Origin of the sequence: Alkalispirochaeta americana (assembly GCF_900156105.1) — a bacterium.
Taxonomy (GTDB): Bacteria; Spirochaetota; Spirochaetia; order DSM-27196; family Alkalispirochaetaceae; genus Alkalispirochaeta; species Alkalispirochaeta americana.
Genome location: NZ_FTMS01000011.1, coordinates 100,768 through 116,582 on the forward strand (window position 1 = coordinate 100,768; position 15,815 = coordinate 116,582).

Annotated in this window: 13 protein-coding genes and 1 tRNA gene; 5 read left to right on the forward strand and 9 right to left on the reverse strand. The window is 56.6% G+C overall.

The genetic code is table 11. The annotated features are described in order from the left end of the window. Both BW950_RS09480 and BW950_RS09485 read right to left on the reverse strand, forming a co-directional pair. Positions 1-891: a carbohydrate ABC transporter permease gene (locus BW950_RS09480; RefSeq protein ID WP_076489059.1), complete on the reverse strand. Its 891-nt coding sequence runs from the start codon at positions 889-891 to the stop codon at positions 1-3. A gap of 116 nt (positions 892-1,007) precedes the next feature. Further along, positions 1,008-2,234 carry an ABC transporter substrate-binding protein gene (locus BW950_RS09485; RefSeq protein ID WP_234969082.1) on the reverse strand — a complete coding sequence of 409 codons (1,227 nt, stop codon included), beginning with the start codon at positions 2,232-2,234 and terminating at the stop codon, positions 1,008-1,010. A 389-nt stretch (positions 2,235-2,623) separates the two neighbouring features. Between BW950_RS09485 and BW950_RS09490 the strand changes: the two genes are divergently transcribed. Continuing rightward, positions 2,624-3,664, forward strand: coding sequence for a GGDEF domain-containing protein (locus BW950_RS09490; protein WP_076489061.1), 1,041 nt, complete (start codon positions 2,624-2,626; stop codon positions 3,662-3,664). Here BW950_RS09490 and BW950_RS09495 read toward each other — a convergent pair. From BW950_RS09495 to ilvD, 6 genes are all read right to left on the reverse strand, one after another. Then, entirely contained in the window at positions 3,661-4,338 is a 678-nt protein-coding gene (locus BW950_RS09495; protein ID WP_076489062.1) for a carotenoid biosynthesis protein, read from the reverse strand. The genes BW950_RS09490 and BW950_RS09495 overlap by 4 nt on opposite strands. Before the next feature lie 55 nt (positions 4,339-4,393). Beyond that, positions 4,394-5,890: a phytoene desaturase family protein gene (locus tag BW950_RS09500; RefSeq protein WP_083943899.1), complete on the reverse strand. Its 1,497-nt coding sequence runs from the start codon at positions 5,888-5,890 to the stop codon at positions 4,394-4,396. Continuing rightward, the gene (locus BW950_RS09505) at positions 5,878-6,561 is read right to left on the reverse strand and encodes a lycopene cyclase domain-containing protein (protein WP_076489064.1); all 684 of its coding nucleotides are present in this window, start codon (positions 6,559-6,561) and stop codon (positions 5,878-5,880) included. The genes BW950_RS09500 and BW950_RS09505 overlap by 13 nt, the downstream gene beginning before the upstream one ends. A gap of 12 nt (positions 6,562-6,573) precedes the next feature. Further along, positions 6,574-7,464 (reverse strand): phytoene/squalene synthase family protein, encoded by an 891-nt coding sequence (locus BW950_RS09510; protein ID WP_076489065.1) that lies wholly within the window; start codon positions 7,462-7,464, stop codon positions 6,574-6,576. Further along, positions 7,461-8,228 carry a tetratricopeptide repeat protein gene (locus BW950_RS09515; RefSeq protein WP_076489066.1) on the reverse strand — a complete coding sequence of 256 codons (768 nt, stop codon included), beginning with the start codon at positions 8,226-8,228 and terminating at the stop codon, positions 7,461-7,463. Before BW950_RS09515 ends, BW950_RS09510 begins: the two co-directional genes overlap by 4 nt. A 100-nt stretch (positions 8,229-8,328) precedes the next feature. Further along, positions 8,329-10,020 carry a dihydroxy-acid dehydratase gene (gene ilvD, locus BW950_RS09520; RefSeq protein ID WP_076489067.1) on the reverse strand — a complete coding sequence of 564 codons (1,692 nt, stop codon included), beginning with the start codon at positions 10,018-10,020 and terminating at the stop codon, positions 8,329-8,331. Between the two features lie 148 nt (positions 10,021-10,168). On the opposite strand from ilvD, the gene BW950_RS09525 reads away from it, so the two are divergent. Next, positions 10,169-10,663, forward strand: coding sequence for an Hsp20/alpha crystallin family protein (locus BW950_RS09525; RefSeq protein WP_076489068.1), 495 nt, complete (start codon positions 10,169-10,171; stop codon positions 10,661-10,663). Here BW950_RS09525 and BW950_RS09530 read toward each other — a convergent pair. Beyond that, a complete protein-coding gene (locus BW950_RS09530) occupies positions 10,660-11,523 on the reverse strand; it encodes a DUF2797 domain-containing protein (RefSeq protein ID WP_076489069.1) in 864 nt (287 codons plus the stop codon). The two genes, BW950_RS09525 and BW950_RS09530, sit on opposite strands and share 4 nt — an antisense overlap. 45 nt (positions 11,524-11,568) lie before the next feature. Between BW950_RS09530 and BW950_RS09535 the strand changes: the two genes are divergently transcribed. The 3 genes from BW950_RS09535 (at position 11,569) to BW950_RS09545 (ending at position 15,810) form a co-directional block, all read left to right on the forward strand. Beyond that, positions 11,569-12,381 (forward strand): Cof-type HAD-IIB family hydrolase, encoded by an 813-nt coding sequence (locus tag BW950_RS09535; protein ID WP_076489070.1) that lies wholly within the window; start codon positions 11,569-11,571, stop codon positions 12,379-12,381. 39 nt (positions 12,382-12,420) lie between these two features. Then, positions 12,421-12,504, forward strand: a tRNA-Leu gene (locus BW950_RS09540). Positions 12,505-12,645: 141 nt separating this feature from the next. Further along, positions 12,646-15,810 carry a cyclic nucleotide-binding domain-containing protein gene (locus BW950_RS09545; RefSeq protein WP_143559196.1) on the forward strand — a complete coding sequence of 1,055 codons (3,165 nt, stop codon included), beginning with the start codon at positions 12,646-12,648 and terminating at the stop codon, positions 15,808-15,810. The last annotated feature ends 5 nt before the right edge of the window (positions 15,811-15,815 follow it).

A 15,815-nucleotide genomic window follows, 5' to 3' on the forward strand; every position in this document is an offset into this window, starting at 1 on the left:
TTACTCGCTCATTGCTCCAAGTTTTCCGATCTTTACTGCTGCAATAGTAATAACCGAGACAATTACCAGCATGGTCACCGACACAGCGTTGGCCATGCCCATGTTCCCCTGGGTAACGCCCAGTCGGTACACCAGAATGCTCAACACCTCGGTGGAGCGACCAGGGCCGCCTCCAGTGAGCCCGTAGATTACATCAAACTCCCTGAAAGCCGAGGTGAGAATGATCAGCGAGACAAAGCCCAGGTGAAACCGGATCATGGGATACTTGATGCGGAACCAGAGCGTGAGGAAGGATGCCCCGTCTACTTCGGCCGACTCGACGATCTCATCAGGGATCGTTGCCAGGGCTGCATAGAAAATCAGGAGCGCCAAAGGAGCCATGCGCCAGCCGTTGGTGATCACCGTGGCGGTCATGGCGTGGTCCATACTGGTGAGCCACCTCACCCGTTCCAGACCGACTGTCTCAAGAAGAAAGTTGACCAGGCCATAACTCGTCTGCCATACGTAGAGCCTTCCCAGTATTCCTGTTACGACCTGGGTTGTTACAAAGGGAATCAGAAAAAAAGCCATGAAAAATCTGGCCAAGGCTGTTCCCCGGATACCCCGGCTGCTCATTACGCTCGCTATAAACAACCCGAACCCTACAGCAAGAAGGGTGCTCCCCAGGGTAAAATGGACGGTTGCTACAATGGATCGCATAAAGAGGTGATCGCCAAAAAGTTGGGCAAAATTATCCAGCCCGACAAAGACCCCGTCGCCAAGCCGTCTCATGGTTACGGCGTGAAAACTGTGATAAATCGCCTGAAAGATGGGATACCCCAGCGTGATCAGACCCAGCGCCGCCCCGGGGAAAATGAAATACCAGGGGCGGAAATATCGTTGTGTTGCCATTCACGGCTCCTGCAGGGGCCTTCCTGGAGGAAATATTTCTCCGGGAAAGCCCCGTGAATACTCGACACTTTCAGCCGACGCGGGGTCGGCTGAACCATCTCATTCCTGGTCGTTCCTTACTTCAGATATCCTTCACGCCGGAAGACGTTGTTCATATTCTGAATCAACCGTTGCTGAGCCGCCTGGGGTGACTCAACACCAAAGAAAACATCCGCCGCAAACTGGCCCACCGGGGTGTACATAACCTCTCCCCACTCTGCAATCGGCTGCCGGGGAAAGGCATGCTTCATCTGTTCCTGAAAGACCGGCAGAAACTCGGCATAGAAAGGCCGGGATTCCAGGATCTCCGGATTCTCGAACTGCTCGTTCAGAGCGAACATGGCGGTCATTCTGGTGAACTCCACGGCGTTCTCTACCAGGAGCCAGTGCAGGAAATCATAGGCGTGGTCCTGGTTCGGTGTATCAAAGACAAGAACACCGCCGCCGCCCAGAAAAGACCGCCCCACGGAAAGATTTTTCCGGTTTCCCGGCCACTGGGGCAATACCGCGTACCCCACATTCCCCTCGGAAGCACCGCTCTCGGCGGTCATCACTCCCTCGGGCCAGAGTTCTGCCATGGCAAGACGTCCGCTGGCAAAAAAATCAAGGTGTTCCAGGAAATTCCACGCCAGGGCATCTTCGGGAAAGGTCTCTCCCACAAGCCGAGTCCAGTACTCTACCCCCTCCAGCAAGATAGGGTCGTCCAGATCGGTTCGAAACTGATCGTCGAACCCGTCGAGGCCCAGGGATTTCACGATTGCCAGAAAGGCTCTCGCCATTCCTCCCGGCTCGCTGATCGAGGCGGAGTAGCCGTAGAGATCGTTCCGAAGGGTTGTCCCTGCCACGGTTTCCCCGGCGGGCCTGGTAAAAAAGGAAGCTACCTGATAGAGCTCCTCCCAGGTGGCGGGCGGCTCCAGATCGCGGCCGTATTTCTGGCGGAAGGCTTCCCGTTCCTGGGGGTGCTCAAACCAGTCGGTCCGGTAGGCCATGATGGGTGACTGGGGGTTTCGCGCCAAGGCGATGATCTCACCGGGACGCAGCATTTCGTTTACCATATGAGACTGGATAACCGCCTCAGGGTAATGTTTGTAGGGATCAAAGCCGTGGCGAGCCATGTGGGGAGCCAGATCGGCCACGTGCTCGTAAAAATAACCGAACCATCCGGGGCTGTGGTATCCAATATCCCACTCCCCGTCGGGGGCATCCATCTGAAATCGCTGCCACACCTGATCGGGAGGCAGGACCTCCATCTCTATACGAATACCCGTTTTCTCTTCGTAGAGGGGAATGAAATAGTCCTCCATGGGTGCCACGTGGGGTCCCGGGTGTTCTCCGATTCTGATTGTGATCTGGTCGGTCCCTTTTTCTGAGGACCCGCCCGCAAAAAGGACAGTCGGGATCAACAGAAATGCCACAACTCCTGCAACAGCTAACAATCGTGTTTCTTGGCGCTTTGCGTACAAAACAGCCCTCCTTTGGAAATGTTCTGTCTTTAATGATAGCATATCCGGAAATCCTGTCAATGTATTAACCTTGTCATTTCAAGGTTTTTCCTGTTTTGGTATATACATATTCAGATGAATCTGGTTCGATCTGCCGACCTCATCCCGGAACGGGCCAAGAAATGCCGTTACGTCTTGCCGAAAGAAGGAATCATTCCTATTATTTCGTCTTTGTGTGAAAGGCGGGATGTGTGGAGTGGTATCACCTGCAGAAAAAGTCCTTTGAAGGTGTGAAGGCTCAAATTTTCAAGATTGTCCTCGTCTTTGCCGGCCTGGCCTTTTCCTTTGCCACCTTGGCCAACACCATCAACGGAAGACCCGCCGTTAACATATGGCTCCCCTTGCTCGCCGCAGGCCTTCATGGACTTCTGTTTTTCATCTATACTAGGGAACGGTCTTCTCATTCCCGCACCGCTATCACGCGAATCTACATGGCAGGCCTTGCCTGGGTGTACCTTCCTCTGGCATGGCTGACCTCACCGGGATCGTACAGCGCAATGCCCTACTATGCCCTTGCTTTCATTGTTATCATGGCCTGCCTGACCCTTAAATCCTGGGAATATGTCTTTGCCGTGTCATCGCTGATGATCACGATCCTGCTCTTTCACTATGAGGTTCTTCATCCCGGGCAGTTTTCTCTCTATTCGCCTCCAAAAGAGCGGGCTCTCGATTTATCCATCCATTTCTTCGTGGCCTCCACGATAATGATTATTTCCCTCTACATGATTAATCGCTCTTTCAGGCACGAGAATCAGCGCATGTACGACGCAGCCACCACCGACCCGCACACGGGATTATATAACCGGCGATTTTTTTACGATGCAATTTCTCATCAGCACCTCCATACCTTTTGCCTTGTATTGATGGACCTGAACAACTTCAAGAGAATTAATGATATCCACGGCCACCCTGTGGGCGATGAGGTTTTGCTTGCTTTTTCCCGCATTTTGAAATTGTCCTGCCGAGAAGAAGATTTAGCTATCCGCTACGGAGGAGATGAGTTTATCCTGCTATTGCACCACACCACCCTTTCCCAGGCAAGAGCACTGGAATCTCGTATTCGTCACGATTTCCGGGAGCTGGAAGAGACATATAAACATGAAGAACTATCCATCTCCTTCGGCTACGCCACGCATCTTGACGGCTCCATTGATGAGATTATTCTGAAGGCGGACCAGCACCTCTACCAGAGAAAGCCGAAAAAATTTCTCCAGGAATCCCTTCCCCGTTAACCGCCACCAGCGAAGATCTGCAGTACCAGAAAAAAGAACGCCTGGGCTCCCAAATGAAGCAGGGGAAGCCGGGTTTTGATCCTGACAGGGCCGACAAAATAGAAGAATCCTGCCACCAGGGCAATCAAGAACCAGGCGACATAGTTTTGCAAGGGAATCTCGCCGCCTGCCCAGGACCAGTAGCCCAGAGCTATCGCCACGGGCTCCATGAGGTAATCAAAGGCGGTGGCCAACGCGGCGGCGATCAGAACCTTCACCCCCCAGGGCAGCGTCCAGCCCTGAACCAGCCTGATCGCCCCCAGACAGACCAGAACCCAGTTAAAACCAATCAGGGGAGGGACTCCAAAGACAGGAACCCCCATACCCCGACCATACTGGTAACCTCCAAAGACCAGCCCCGTATGGACTCCCAGGACCTCCAGCAGATAGGTCAGTAGAAACGTTCCCACAGCCCAGAACCAGACGTAGCGACGCCCCCCGGCTACAAGAGGAAGAAGGGATACTACACCGAGAGTCAGGAGGAACCAGGGTGTCATGGCCAGCATGATTTCCCGGGTGGGACCAAAGAGGTGCCCCAGAGCCCCCACACTATAAAGGATAAAAAAAACTGCCCCCACCCTGCGCCACCGGGAATCCAGAACAGCCACGGCGGCATGAAACGTATCTCTCTTCATGAAACCTCCTTGCATTCTTGTTTTGTCTCGGGCATTCATTCCTTCCCGGGAACGCTCACCAACTCCTCTCAAGCTCTTTCACGGCTAAACGCCCCGAGAGAACCACCAGGGGCATCCCTCCACCGGGATGGGCCGATCCACCGCAAAAATACAGATGACGATGGAGAGGGCTCTTGTTGGGGTGTCGCAAAAAGGCAGATTTCCAGTGGTTTGAACTGGGACCATAGAGGGCCCCCCGATAACTCCCGGTCAAATCTTCGATCATGGGTGGGGTCAGCCAGGACTCTTCCTGAATGTACCGGCCGATATCCCGATCGAGGCGCCTTTCCAGGGAAGCAATAACCCTCTCTCTCACAGAAGGGACCAGATCATTCCAATCCTGATCGCCCCGGGGAGGTGCGTTCATCAGGACAAACCAGTTTTCCGACCCTTCGGGAGCATCGCTTTTCACGTACTTCGCAGTGATGTTGACATAAATGGTGGGATCATCCGGCACCTCTCCCGCTTGAAAGATGCTGCGGAACTCGCCCGGATAATCAGCGCCGAAGAAGATATTGTGCAGCCCCATTTGGGGATAGGTGTTTTGCACACCCCAGTAAAAAACCAGTGCCGAGGAACTGAGCCTGGAGTCTTCAACGTTGTATCGGCGGGCATCGCGGGGAGTTCCCAAAAGATCGTGGCACCCGTGAGGATCGATATTCGAAAAGAGAACGTCTGCCTCGAAGGACCCGCGAGAGGTCTCGGCGATCCAGAGGTCCCGCTCTTTCACGGGGGGCGAAAGATGTTCTGCGGCACAGGAATAATAAAATTCAACACCCATTTCCCGGGCTCGTTTCTCCATGGCCAGGGGGATGGAGTAGATTCCTCCCTCGGGAGCCCAGGCCCCCAGGCCGTATTCCACGTGAGCAATCAGGGCCAGAGTCCCCGGGGCCTCGTAGGGATTCGATCCGTTGTAGGTGGCGTAGCGATCAAAAAACTGCCGGGCCCGGCTATCCCTGAAAAAGGCCTGATGCACCTCATGGAGCGTTCTCGATGTATCCAGTTTGAGAATTTTGAACAGCTGAGGCCAGAGACGGGGGCGGCGCCAGAAAGAGCGGGGATTCAGGGTCTCGTAGAGGAAGAGTGGAGTACTGGCTTCGTAGATTTTCCGGGAGTGCCTCAGGTAGGCAAAGATCTCCTCCGGCCGGGCGATACCGGCCCTGGAAAAAGAATCGGCCAGCTTCTCCGCCGACGAGTAGGATCGCAAGGTGCTCCCGTCGGGCCAAAAATAGCGGGTGATCTCTTCCAGGTGCTGCACCCGGAAATAATCTTCCCGTTCCACCCCTGTCCGGGCAAAGAGCTCATCGAAAACGGGCAGGAGCGTCAGCAGGCTGGGGCCTGTGTCGAAGCGGTACGCCCCCAGGCGCTCCGTGAAGGCCTTCCCCCCGGGGCCGCTTCTCTGATCAAGGACCTGCACCCTCCAGCCCCGGCTGGCAAGCTCCAATGCTGCCGAAAGCCCTCCAAGCCCGGCGCCGATAACCAGAGCCGTTCCCGCTTTTTTCATTGTAGCCATGGCAGACCGCCCCGCAGGGTGAGATGAATCACCAGACTCAACCCCAGGAGGGAAAAGTTATAAAAAAAGTCCTCCAGGGGAATGGTTCCAGCCTTGAGTCCCCATATCTGCCGGGGGTTATACCAGATCGTGGGCAGAGCCGTGTAGAGCCCGTTAAACACCAGGAAGGCCAGAAAACTCAGAAACAAAAAGATCCAGAATGCCCGGGTTGCCAGAAGGTCGGGAACCAGAAGGAGCTGGACAAGAAAAAAGAGGACCAGCGAGAGCATCACCAGCCGGGTATATCCCTGGTCCCGGTATTTCCAGGCTGTCAGACCCGATATCAGGACAAGGACAGCACTCAACCAGAGGGGCCACTGAAACCAGAGCGAATCACCGAAATAGGCCACCACAACCTCATAGATGAATAAACACGCGTAGGGGACTGCGAAAAAAAAGAGGACTTCTCCCAGGGGCAATCCCCAGACCCGTAGCGTGCCGGTATACTTGGGGTTGAAGGTCCAGTGGCCGCGGCGGGTAACCCCTATGTCCCAGATGGTATATAAACCACCCACAAGAAAGCAGGCAGCCAGCACACCCGGCCAGTATTGATAGAAGGCAACCTTGCTATCGAAACTCAAGGCCAGGGGCCCCGCGAGAATAACCAGGGAAATCACGGTATAGCTATCCACAGCAATCTCCTTTCAGGCCTCTTTCATTTCTTCTGCCACAGGTCGCTGGCCTTGCACTTCCCGGTGAAAGAGAAGTTTCACGCTATTACAGGCAATGGCCAGGAGTATACGCAACCGGGAGGGTTTTACTTTTCCCTGGTAGACCCGAAAGGGGTTGTCCATAATCCGACGAGCTGTCCAGTTATACATATCCGAGGCCGTTTTGATGGGAATTAAAACTCTTCTGGTCAAATAGCGATATCCCCTTTCGCCCTCTTTCTGCCAGGCCCGGTACAGACGGGATTGATCCCGGATAAAGGAGACGAACTCCTCCGGGTGAGCCCGGGCCTCGTCTCTGGTCAGGCCCGGCAGGGGACTCTCGCCCAGAGGGAGATATCGCCGTCCCAGAGAAAGGTCCTCATCGATGTCCCGGATGAAATTAATGTACTGCATGGAACGTCCCAAAGCACGGGCACCGTCGTGGGCCGACCGGGGCAGGTCCAGTATTGCCGCCATAAACAATCCTATCACCTCGGCAGAGCCATAGATGTATTCCAGCACCTCTTCAATCCGGTCGTATTTATGACGGGTCAGATCCCACGCCATGGACTGAAGAAAGGCCTCGGCCCAGGAGGGATCAAAATTCTTGCGGCGGGCTAATTCGATAAAGCCGTCGATAATGGGATCGCCCGATAGAGCATCCGGACCGGCAGCCCAGGTTTCACGGTAGCGCTGACAGAACCTGTAAAACCCGTCAGCATCCTGAGGGACAGCATCCACAAAGTTGTCAGCCACCCGGACAAAACCATAGAGCAGGAAAACATCCTTCTTCACCGATTCCGGAAAGAAGAGGCTCGCGGTGTAGTAGGTTTTGCTCCCCGCTCTGAAAACCCGGGCGTACAGTTCCTGATGTTCACGGATCATGGTGATTCCCCCTGACAGTTCCCTGCAGCAAGGGCAGGCAGCAGCTTCTCCCGGACCCAGTTCAGGTCCGGCTCAATGGTCAAAACCGTTTCAAGGACAGCAACCCCCTCCCCGATTTCTCCGATATGGCATAAACTTCTGGCCAGCCCAACCAGACTATTCAGGTAGAGCCATTTCTCACGAATCTTCAGATCCTCCTCAAATAGCCGCACCGCTTCCCGATAGGAATCGCGGGCACCTTCCTTGCTTCCTCCAAACAGGGCAGGTCTGTGAAAGAGCGCGTTGGCCCGCTCCAGCCATGCCAGGGGCTCCCGAGGATCCAGTTCCAGGGCATGATCGAGGGCTCGGGAACTTTCAGGGCCGAGCCGAAGCGCCTCAAGAGGCCGCAGGAGGATATGGAATCCCTTAATGCCCCCCCGGAGAGCCCAGGCGCGCGCATCCCCTTCGCTGTGGTGCATCAGGAGTTCCAGCTCCCGGCGAGCCCTGGAAAGGTGAGCCCGGGCCACGGTCTTCTCGCCCCGCTCCAGGGCGCTTCCTGTGTAGCCGTATCGCGCCAGCAGAAGGCTGTAGAGGTCTTCTGTCCGGGACCAGGCTGCGTATAATTGCTCGTACTGCTCGATGGTTTCGGCCCAGAGGGTGACGTTTCCCTCCACATAGGAACGGTATACCCGGTGGTGCAGACCGGTGGCTCCCTCCGAGGGATCAGCCCGGACCGTGAACGAGAAAAGGCACACTGACCAGAACACGAACACAGCCTTCGTCATGACGCCCGCTCCTGAAGGGATTTCCCTGAAGATCATAATTCACCACGACCGATGTCAACAAATTTCCGATCCATTCCGGGTATCATCGGTCTTCCGGGTATCAACTTGTAACGGCCCCCGTGGCAGCGCTGCTGCAAAGGCGGGCAAACTTGGCCAGAGCCCCCCGATGATAGCCTGTCTCCCGGGGAGTCCAGTCCGCCCGGCGACTCTCCAGTTCCTTCTCCTCCAGGTGCACCGTGAGTTCCTTTGTTGCCGTACTGATGGTGATGAGGTCTCCGTCCCGGACAAGTCCGACAGGACCTCCTGCCTGCGCTTCCGGCGCCACATGACCTACCACCATGCCGTGACTTCCGCCGGAAAATCTGCCATCCGTTATAAGAGCAACCTTCTTGCTGAGCCCCGCCCCAGCTATCGCCGCCGTGGGAGAGAGCATTTCCCGCATTCCCGGACCTCCCTTGGGGCCTTCGTAGCGGATCACCACCACATCTCCGGCAACTACCCGGTCCTGGAGAATCGCCTCCAGGGCCTCCTCCTCGTTGTTGAATACCCGGGCGGGGCCGGTGTGACTGAACTCGTTGAGTCCGCAGGTTTTCACGACGGCTCCTTCGGGGGCCAGATTTCCCTTGAGTATGGCCACTGGTCCCCGGGGTTGCTCGGGATCGGCAAAACTCCGCACCACCTCCTGCCCCTCCAGCCGTACCTGGACCCTGGAGAGGTTTTCTGCCAGGGTTTTGCCGGTAACGGTCATGCAATCACCGTGCAAGAGCCCCTCGTCCAGGAGCATGCGCATTACCATCTGCACCCCCCCCACCTTGTACAAGTCTATCATCACGTAGCGTCCCGCCGGCTTCATGTTCGTCACGATGGGGGTTGAATCGTAGAAATGATTGAAATCGTCGATCGAAAGCTCCACGTCAACCTCCCGGGCCAGGGCGAGCAGGTGCAACACTGCATTGGTGGAACCTCCCAGGGCCATCACAAGGCGTATGGCGTTCTCGAAAGCCCGGCGGGTCATGATATCCCGGGGAAGAAGATCCTCCCTGAGACAGTTCATCAGGGCGTCGGCGCTGGCCTCCATAACCCACTGCCGATGCTCGCTCACGGCAGGGACGGAGGCGCTCCCGGGAATGCTCATGCCGATAGCCTCCATGGCCGAAGCCATGGTATTCGCCGTGTACATTCCGCCGCAGGCCCCCGCGCCGGGACAGGCTGCTTTTTCAATGAGCAACCGCTCCTCGTCGGTGATCGCTCCCGCGCTGCAGGCTCCTACCGCCTCGAAGGCGCTCACGATATCTACGGGTTCTCCCCGGTGAATCCCCGGAGCGATGGATCCGCCGTAGACAAAGACAGAGGGAACGTTCATGCGGGCCATTCCCATGACCGTTCCCGGAATTGTCTTATCGCAGCCCCCTATGCCCAGAAGACCGTCCATCTGGTGTCCCCGGGCCGAGAGTTCTATCACATCGGCGATCACTTCCCGGGAAACCAGGGAGGATTTCATTCCTTCGTGACCCATGGCCTCTCCATCGGTGACCACAAAGGTGTGAAAGGTAAGGGGCATTGATCCAGACTCCTTGAGCCTGGACCGGGAATAGCGGGCAATTTGATCCAGGTGCATATTACAGGGGCTGACGTCACTGTCGGCGCTGGCAATTCCCACGATCGGCTTGGTAAAATCATCGTCCTCAAACCCCACGGCCCGGAGCATTGCCCGGTTTGCCGTGCGTTCTACCCCTTGAGTCATGGCTCTCGACTTTTTGTTTAGTATTTTTGTCATGTTTTTGTCTGGCATGTTTTCTCCTTCCGCGAGGAAAAGGTACTACCATCGTTTCCCCGGGAACAGCATTTTGCACTATATTAGATGAGTACGGTGCCGAAAGGGCCGTTGGTGCGGGTCCGCAGGACCGCCCCATTACTCAAACCACCAGGGAGGTGATGACATGCACAACAGGGACTATCTGGATCTGGGACAGCTTTTCGATCACATTTTCGAAGCCACCGAGGAGTTCGCCAATACCTTTGGGGATCTTGGCTTCGATTTCCGGAAATCGGCAGAGCATCGCAACTATTATTCTCTGTACTCGTTTCCCCCGGCGAACATCTACATGATGCCCGACAAAACCATCGTCTTTGAATTTGCCCTGGCAGGATACCGGGATACCCAGGTTTCCCTGGAGTTCTCCGGCGACTACATGGTGCTCAGTGCCGCTGAACCCGAGGCATGCGCCAACGCGGACCAGGTTATCTTTTTTCACCGACGGCTCAAACTCAAGGAGATCCCACCCCAGAAGTACTACGTTCCCGAAGACAAGTTTGACCGGGAACAGGCCAAGGCGGTCTTCCGCAACGGCATTCTCAAGGTAACAGTCCCCTCCCGGGAAGAAGTGAGAAACCCTGGGGGAATGAAGATCAAGATCGTCAGCGACGAGGACTAACCGCCAAGAACCGAGATCCGAAGGCGAAACCCGCTGTGGCGCCGTACATTCAGGACGGCGCCTCCTTCAAAGATCAGGTACTGCCCCCGGATTCCCTGAAGAATGCTCTCTACCAGGGGAGTTTTTGCCAGGTTCACTGACTTGACCTTCTCCGGCGGGGCAATCACAGGATAGGAGATCGTCAGCGGCTCAGCCTGGCCGGGTTGCACCAGATATTCCGTTAGCTCCGGCTCACAGTCAGCCAAAAGCTCCCGTACCCGTTGCAGTTCCACTGCCAGATCCACGGGATCAGCCGGTGTCTCGTCTTTCAGCATACGCTGCCAGGCAGTCCGGTCTGTATAGAGCGCTTTCATGGCCACCTCGATCCGCCCCGCCAGCTGGCGGTAGGGAACGCGGGCGATCACCACCGCCCAGGAGGCTCCCTGGTCTATCCAGCGCACAGGAACCTGGGTCAGTCGGGTGACCCCTACCTTCAGGGCGCTGGACCGGGCAAAGTAGACGGCGTGGGGCTGGTTGTGATGGTCTTCTTCCCACTGAACGTCCCGGCCGCGCCCCAGGTGAGCCTCACACAGTTCCGGTTTCACGATACACTCGGCCGCCTCGGGGGCGTTGCGAAAACAGGGGTAGCAGAATCCCTCGCCAAAAACTTTTTTGAGAGCGGTCCCGCAGCGAACACAGGCGTACTCACCCCGGTGCTCCAACCGCAGGGGTTTGCCCAGAAAGGTGCTGATGGGAAGAGTCCGAACCGCCGCCGGAGAGGTGCCAACCCCCGACCGGGGATCTTCAAGCCGCATTTCGTAAGCCACCTGGCCACTCTCAATCCGGACAGGCATCTTTACTGCTATTCCCGTTGCTTCCATGGCCCTATCTTGCACCGACCGGGAGGGGCGCGTACAGTACGTGCCATGTATAGATTGATCGCAACAGACATTGATGACACCCTTCTGGCCCCGGACGGTTCCTTTCCCGAGGTTAATCGGCTTGCTCTGGCGCGCTTGCACCGCCAGGGTGTGGCGGTGGTTCTCAGCTCGGGCAGAGCCACCGTAAGCATGAGGCCCTTCGCCGAGAAAATTGGCCCCGCCGACGATACGGAGTATCTCATTTCCTTCAACGGGGCCCGGGTGAGTACCGTGAAGTCCGACACCGTTCTGTTTCAGCATCTTCTGTCTCAGGAGGCGGTGAGAATCGTCATGGAGTACGCCCGGAAGGAATCCCTTCTCGTTCACGGGTACCGGGACGAGTCCTTTCTGACTGAACAGGACCATCCCCGCAGCGCTCGCTACGCCCGGGATACGGGAATGAACTGCCTGCAGACACCCGATATGGCAGCAGACCTTCCCCTGGGTTCACCCAAACTGCTTGTTATCGGAGATCCCCGGGAATTGCCGCGCCACAGGGACGAGTTGATAAAACGCTCCCGGGGCCTCTTCGACGGAGTCTTCTCAAAGCCGGAATACCTGGAAATCATGGCCCCCGGGGTGAGTAAGGGCAAGGCCCTGCACGAACTGGCGGGGCACCTGAAAATTCCCCTGGAGGAAACCATTGCTCTGGGGGACAGCCTGAACGATCTGGAGATGATCGCCACAGCGGGGCTGGGGATCGCCGTGGCCAACGCCCGGGACGAGCTGAAAGGTGTGGCCGATCTGGTGCTGGCCCAGACCGCATCCGAAGGGGCTGTCGCAGAGGTGGCGCGCCGTTTTTGGAGCATCACCGCTTGACACAAGAGGCCCCTGTCGCTACCATGTTCCACGGTTGTTGCCCGAGTGGCGGAACTGGTAGACGCGCTAGGTTCAGGGTCTAGTGTCCTTACGGACGTGGAGGTTCAAGTCCTCTCTCGGGCACAAAAGGCCGTCGGTCATTGCAGACCGGCGGCCTTTTTGTTTTTTCTGGCCTTTGCATTTTCTGCCCTTCCGCTCCCCGCCCGGACCAGATCCCGCAGATTTCCCCGAAAAAATCCGGCCAGTCTTGAACCCCGGCATCCCATGAACTACCCTTTCTGTACCGTGGACACCACAACGTTGCATGGGCCGAAAGTAACCGTCAGCACCTCGTTCCTGCGGGACAGGGCGTTGTTATTGCTGGCAGGACAGGCTTTTTTTACAGGACTCTCCTTCGGGTTGCTCTTCAACGTGGCCTATACCCTGCTGGTGGTGGAGTTTGGTTCCGCCGGCCTGAGAACCGTCTATGTTCTGGTGGGGGTGACCGTTCCCTTCTTCACGATCGGTTTCAACGCGCTGGAAGGGAAACTCCATCTAGCCAGGACATCCCTGATCGTCACGGCCCTTTTCACGGTTCTTTTTTTCCTGGCCTATTTTGCCTTGCTCTTCCTGAACCTTTCCTGGGTCATCTACGCCCTTATGGTGATGAATACCATGGGAACTCTCTACCTGATGATGCTGCGGGGATCCCAGGCGGTGGAGATCTACGATGCCAGAACGATAAAAAACCGCTACCCCAAGATTACCGGCGGGGAGATACTCGCCGTGGTTCTTGCCGGTATCATGGTGGGCCCCCTGACAACTCTCACGGGCTCCCTGGAACGGCTCCTGATTGTGGGAGGGGTCTCCATGACAGGTGCGTTCCTGATGGTTTTGATGGTTGTCGGTGAGTACATCGGCCCGGCAGAGGCCCGGCACCACGCCCATCGTCACGAACAGAGCCGGCGCAAAAGCGATCACGGGGTCCGGGCCTTCCTGGCAATTCTGGGAAAACGCTATACCCTGCTGGTTTTTGGATACCAGATGATCACCTCCATGATCTCCCTGCTGGTGCAATATATTGTGTACTCCCAGGCGCAGCGCTTCTTTTTGACCCAGTCCGAGATGAGTCAGTTCATTGGTCTGGCAAAATCTGGGACAACCGCTGTGAGCTTCCTCTTTCTCAGTTTTGCAGCGGGGCGCCTGTTGATACGCTTTGGTATGCCCCTGGGCCTGGCGGGAAGCCCTGCGGGAGTATCAGTAATGCTTGTGGCTGCTCTGGTAGCAGGCCTGGTCGAGGGAACTCCCGGCAGATGGTTTTTTATCCTGGTAGTGGTCTCCCAGTTTGTCGACTACGCAATGTATTCCGGTTTCGTAAAAACCTCTATCCAAAGCGCCTTCCAGCCGTTGCCTCCAAAAGAACGGGATATCGTTCATACCTTTGCCCAGGGGATCGGAATTCCCGTCAGTTACGGCCTGGCGGGGCTGTTGCTTGTCTCCTTCGCCCGGATGACGCGCTACACCCCAACCGTGGCGGCCTACCTCACACTGATAGTGACGGGCCTCTGCGGAGTGGTGGGATTCTTTCTCTACCGGGCCTATAGTGCCCAGCTCCGCAAGACCCTCAGCCGGCGGAACATTGGCGAGATGGAACTCAATCTGGAAGACGCATCCACAATGCAGGTTGTGGACCGGCTTCTTGAAGCGCAAGACCCCTGGATCCTTCGTAGCGGTCTGGACCTTCTGGAGAAGGCGGCCCACCCCTCATATACCGATAGAATCCGGGACCTGCTGGAACGCCCTTTGCAGACAGAAGCCCGGAGGGATCTGCTGGAGCGGATAGAACGGGCGAAACCAGCCTGGGGAAAGGATGCCGCGGAGCGGGCGGTTCTGCAATCGGACGATACGTCCCTCCGCTCTGCAGGAATCAGGGCGCTCTGCGCCACCGTGGATGAGCCGGCCAGTTCTGTGTCGGAATATCTCGAGAGCCCCTCTCCGGAGATCAGAAGCGCCGCCGTAAGCGGATTATTCCTCTACGGAGGAATTAATGGAATCCTTCAGGCTGGAAACGTCTTCAACTCCATGCTTGGTAGCTCTGATATCCAGGAGCGGGTCGAAGCGGCAAGCATACTGGAACGAACAGGAATCAGAAATTTCTACCATCCCCTGATAGGTCTGCTGAAAGACCCCTCGGAGAGCGTGGTTACGGCATCTCTCAAGGCAGCTGGCATGGTCTGCCACCCGGCACTGATCCCGGAAGTGCTTCCCTGGATTGATCCGGTAAGCACCCGGGCCGAAGCCATCTCCGCTTTGGTCAGGTTTGAGGGAGACCTTCTTCCCTGGTTAAAGAGGTGTCTCGAGGGGGATCCGGAAATTCCTTTCCCTCGATCGATCAGAATGATCCGCCTCTGCGCCCGGATTTCCGATCCTCGGGTGGGAACGCTTCTCGAAGAGGCCCTCATGACCCGGAGCAACGGCGAGATGGCGGCAACGGTTCAAAGCGCTCTCTCGCAACGGGGCTACCGGGCCGTATCACCGGAGACAAGAAAAAGAGTTCTGGAACGGATTCTGGAAAACTCGGAAAAGGCAGCCCGGATTCTTGTGGCAACCCATCTGCTTGAAGCCCTGCACCAGGAGATCAGACCTCTCATATCTGCGCTTCAGGACCAGTACCGGCGACAGGAGGACCGGATTTTCACCCTCTGCACCCTGCTGTACAATCCCGACGAGATCATGGGAGCCCGGGGAAAAATAATGGAGGGCACGGCAAAACAGAAAGCCCTGGCAAGTGAGATGCTCGATGTGCTCCTGGAGCCCGAGATCAAGCGTCATGTGATTGCCGTGATCGAAAATACAGAAACCGGGGATATCCCGCTACTCCGCGAGCTCTTTGGTTTATCCGTCATTGACGGGCACGGGCAGATACAAGAAATCCTGACCCAAAACGATCTTTGGCCGGAACAATGGTTGCGCACCTGCGCCGAGTACGCGGCTGCCGTGACGGGAATAGCCGGTCACACCCTGGAGGAATCTATGCTGACCACAATTGAACGGGTGATGACCCTGAAAGCTGCCGATATATTCTCCACCATTCCCGATGCAGTACTGGCACATATCGCTTCTATCGGAGAGGACGTGGACGCTCCGCCAAAGGAAACTTTTATAAAAAAAGGCGAGATGGGCGACTGCATGTACATCATTCGGGAGGGACGGGTTTCGGTCCACGATGAGACCAGGAGCTTCGCCGAACTCGGGCCGGGTCAGGTGGTGGGAGAGATGGCCGTCCTCGATCCAGAGCCACGGTCCGCCTCGGTAACAGCCCTGGAGGAGACAAGTCTGCTCAAGATAGAGAAAGACGCCTTTGACTCGGTTATGGCCGATCACCCCGGGATTGCCCGGGGCGTTATTCATGTCCTCTGCAACAGGCTGCGGAACAGTCTGAAAAAGTAGACCCC

Excerpts from the sequence above, each read along its gene's own strand:
- ilvD (WP_076489067.1), bottom strand. The coding sequence starts at position 10,020 with ATGCCAGACAAAAACATGACAAAAATACTAAACAAAAAGTCGAGAGCC.
- BW950_RS09500 (WP_083943899.1), bottom strand. The coding sequence starts at position 5,890 with ATGGCTACAATGAAAAAAGCGGGAACGGCTCTGGTTATCGGCGCCGGG.
- BW950_RS09485 (WP_234969082.1), bottom strand. The coding sequence starts at position 2,234 with ATGGAGGACTATTTCATTCCCCTCTACGAAGAGAAAACGGGTATTCGT.
- BW950_RS09480 (WP_076489059.1), bottom strand. The coding sequence starts at position 891 with ATGGCAACACAACGATATTTCCGCCCCTGGTATTTCATTTTCCCCGGG.
- BW950_RS09535 (WP_076489070.1), top strand. The coding sequence starts at position 11,569 with ATGTATAGATTGATCGCAACAGACATTGATGACACCCTTCTGGCCCCG.
- BW950_RS09510 (WP_076489065.1), bottom strand. The coding sequence starts at position 7,464 with ATGATCCGTGAACATCAGGAACTGTACGCCCGGGTTTTCAGAGCGGGG.
- BW950_RS09525 (WP_076489068.1), top strand. The coding sequence starts at position 10,169 with ATGCACAACAGGGACTATCTGGATCTGGGACAGCTTTTCGATCACATT.
- BW950_RS09515 (WP_076489066.1), bottom strand. The coding sequence starts at position 8,228 with ATGACGAAGGCTGTGTTCGTGTTCTGGTCAGTGTGCCTTTTCTCGTTC.
- BW950_RS09545 (WP_143559196.1), top strand. The coding sequence starts at position 12,646 with ATGAACTACCCTTTCTGTACCGTGGACACCACAACGTTGCATGGGCCG.
- BW950_RS09530 (WP_076489069.1), bottom strand. The coding sequence starts at position 11,523 with ATGGAAGCAACGGGAATAGCAGTAAAGATGCCTGTCCGGATTGAGAGT.
- BW950_RS09495 (WP_076489062.1), bottom strand. The coding sequence starts at position 4,338 with ATGAAGAGAGATACGTTTCATGCCGCCGTGGCTGTTCTGGATTCCCGG.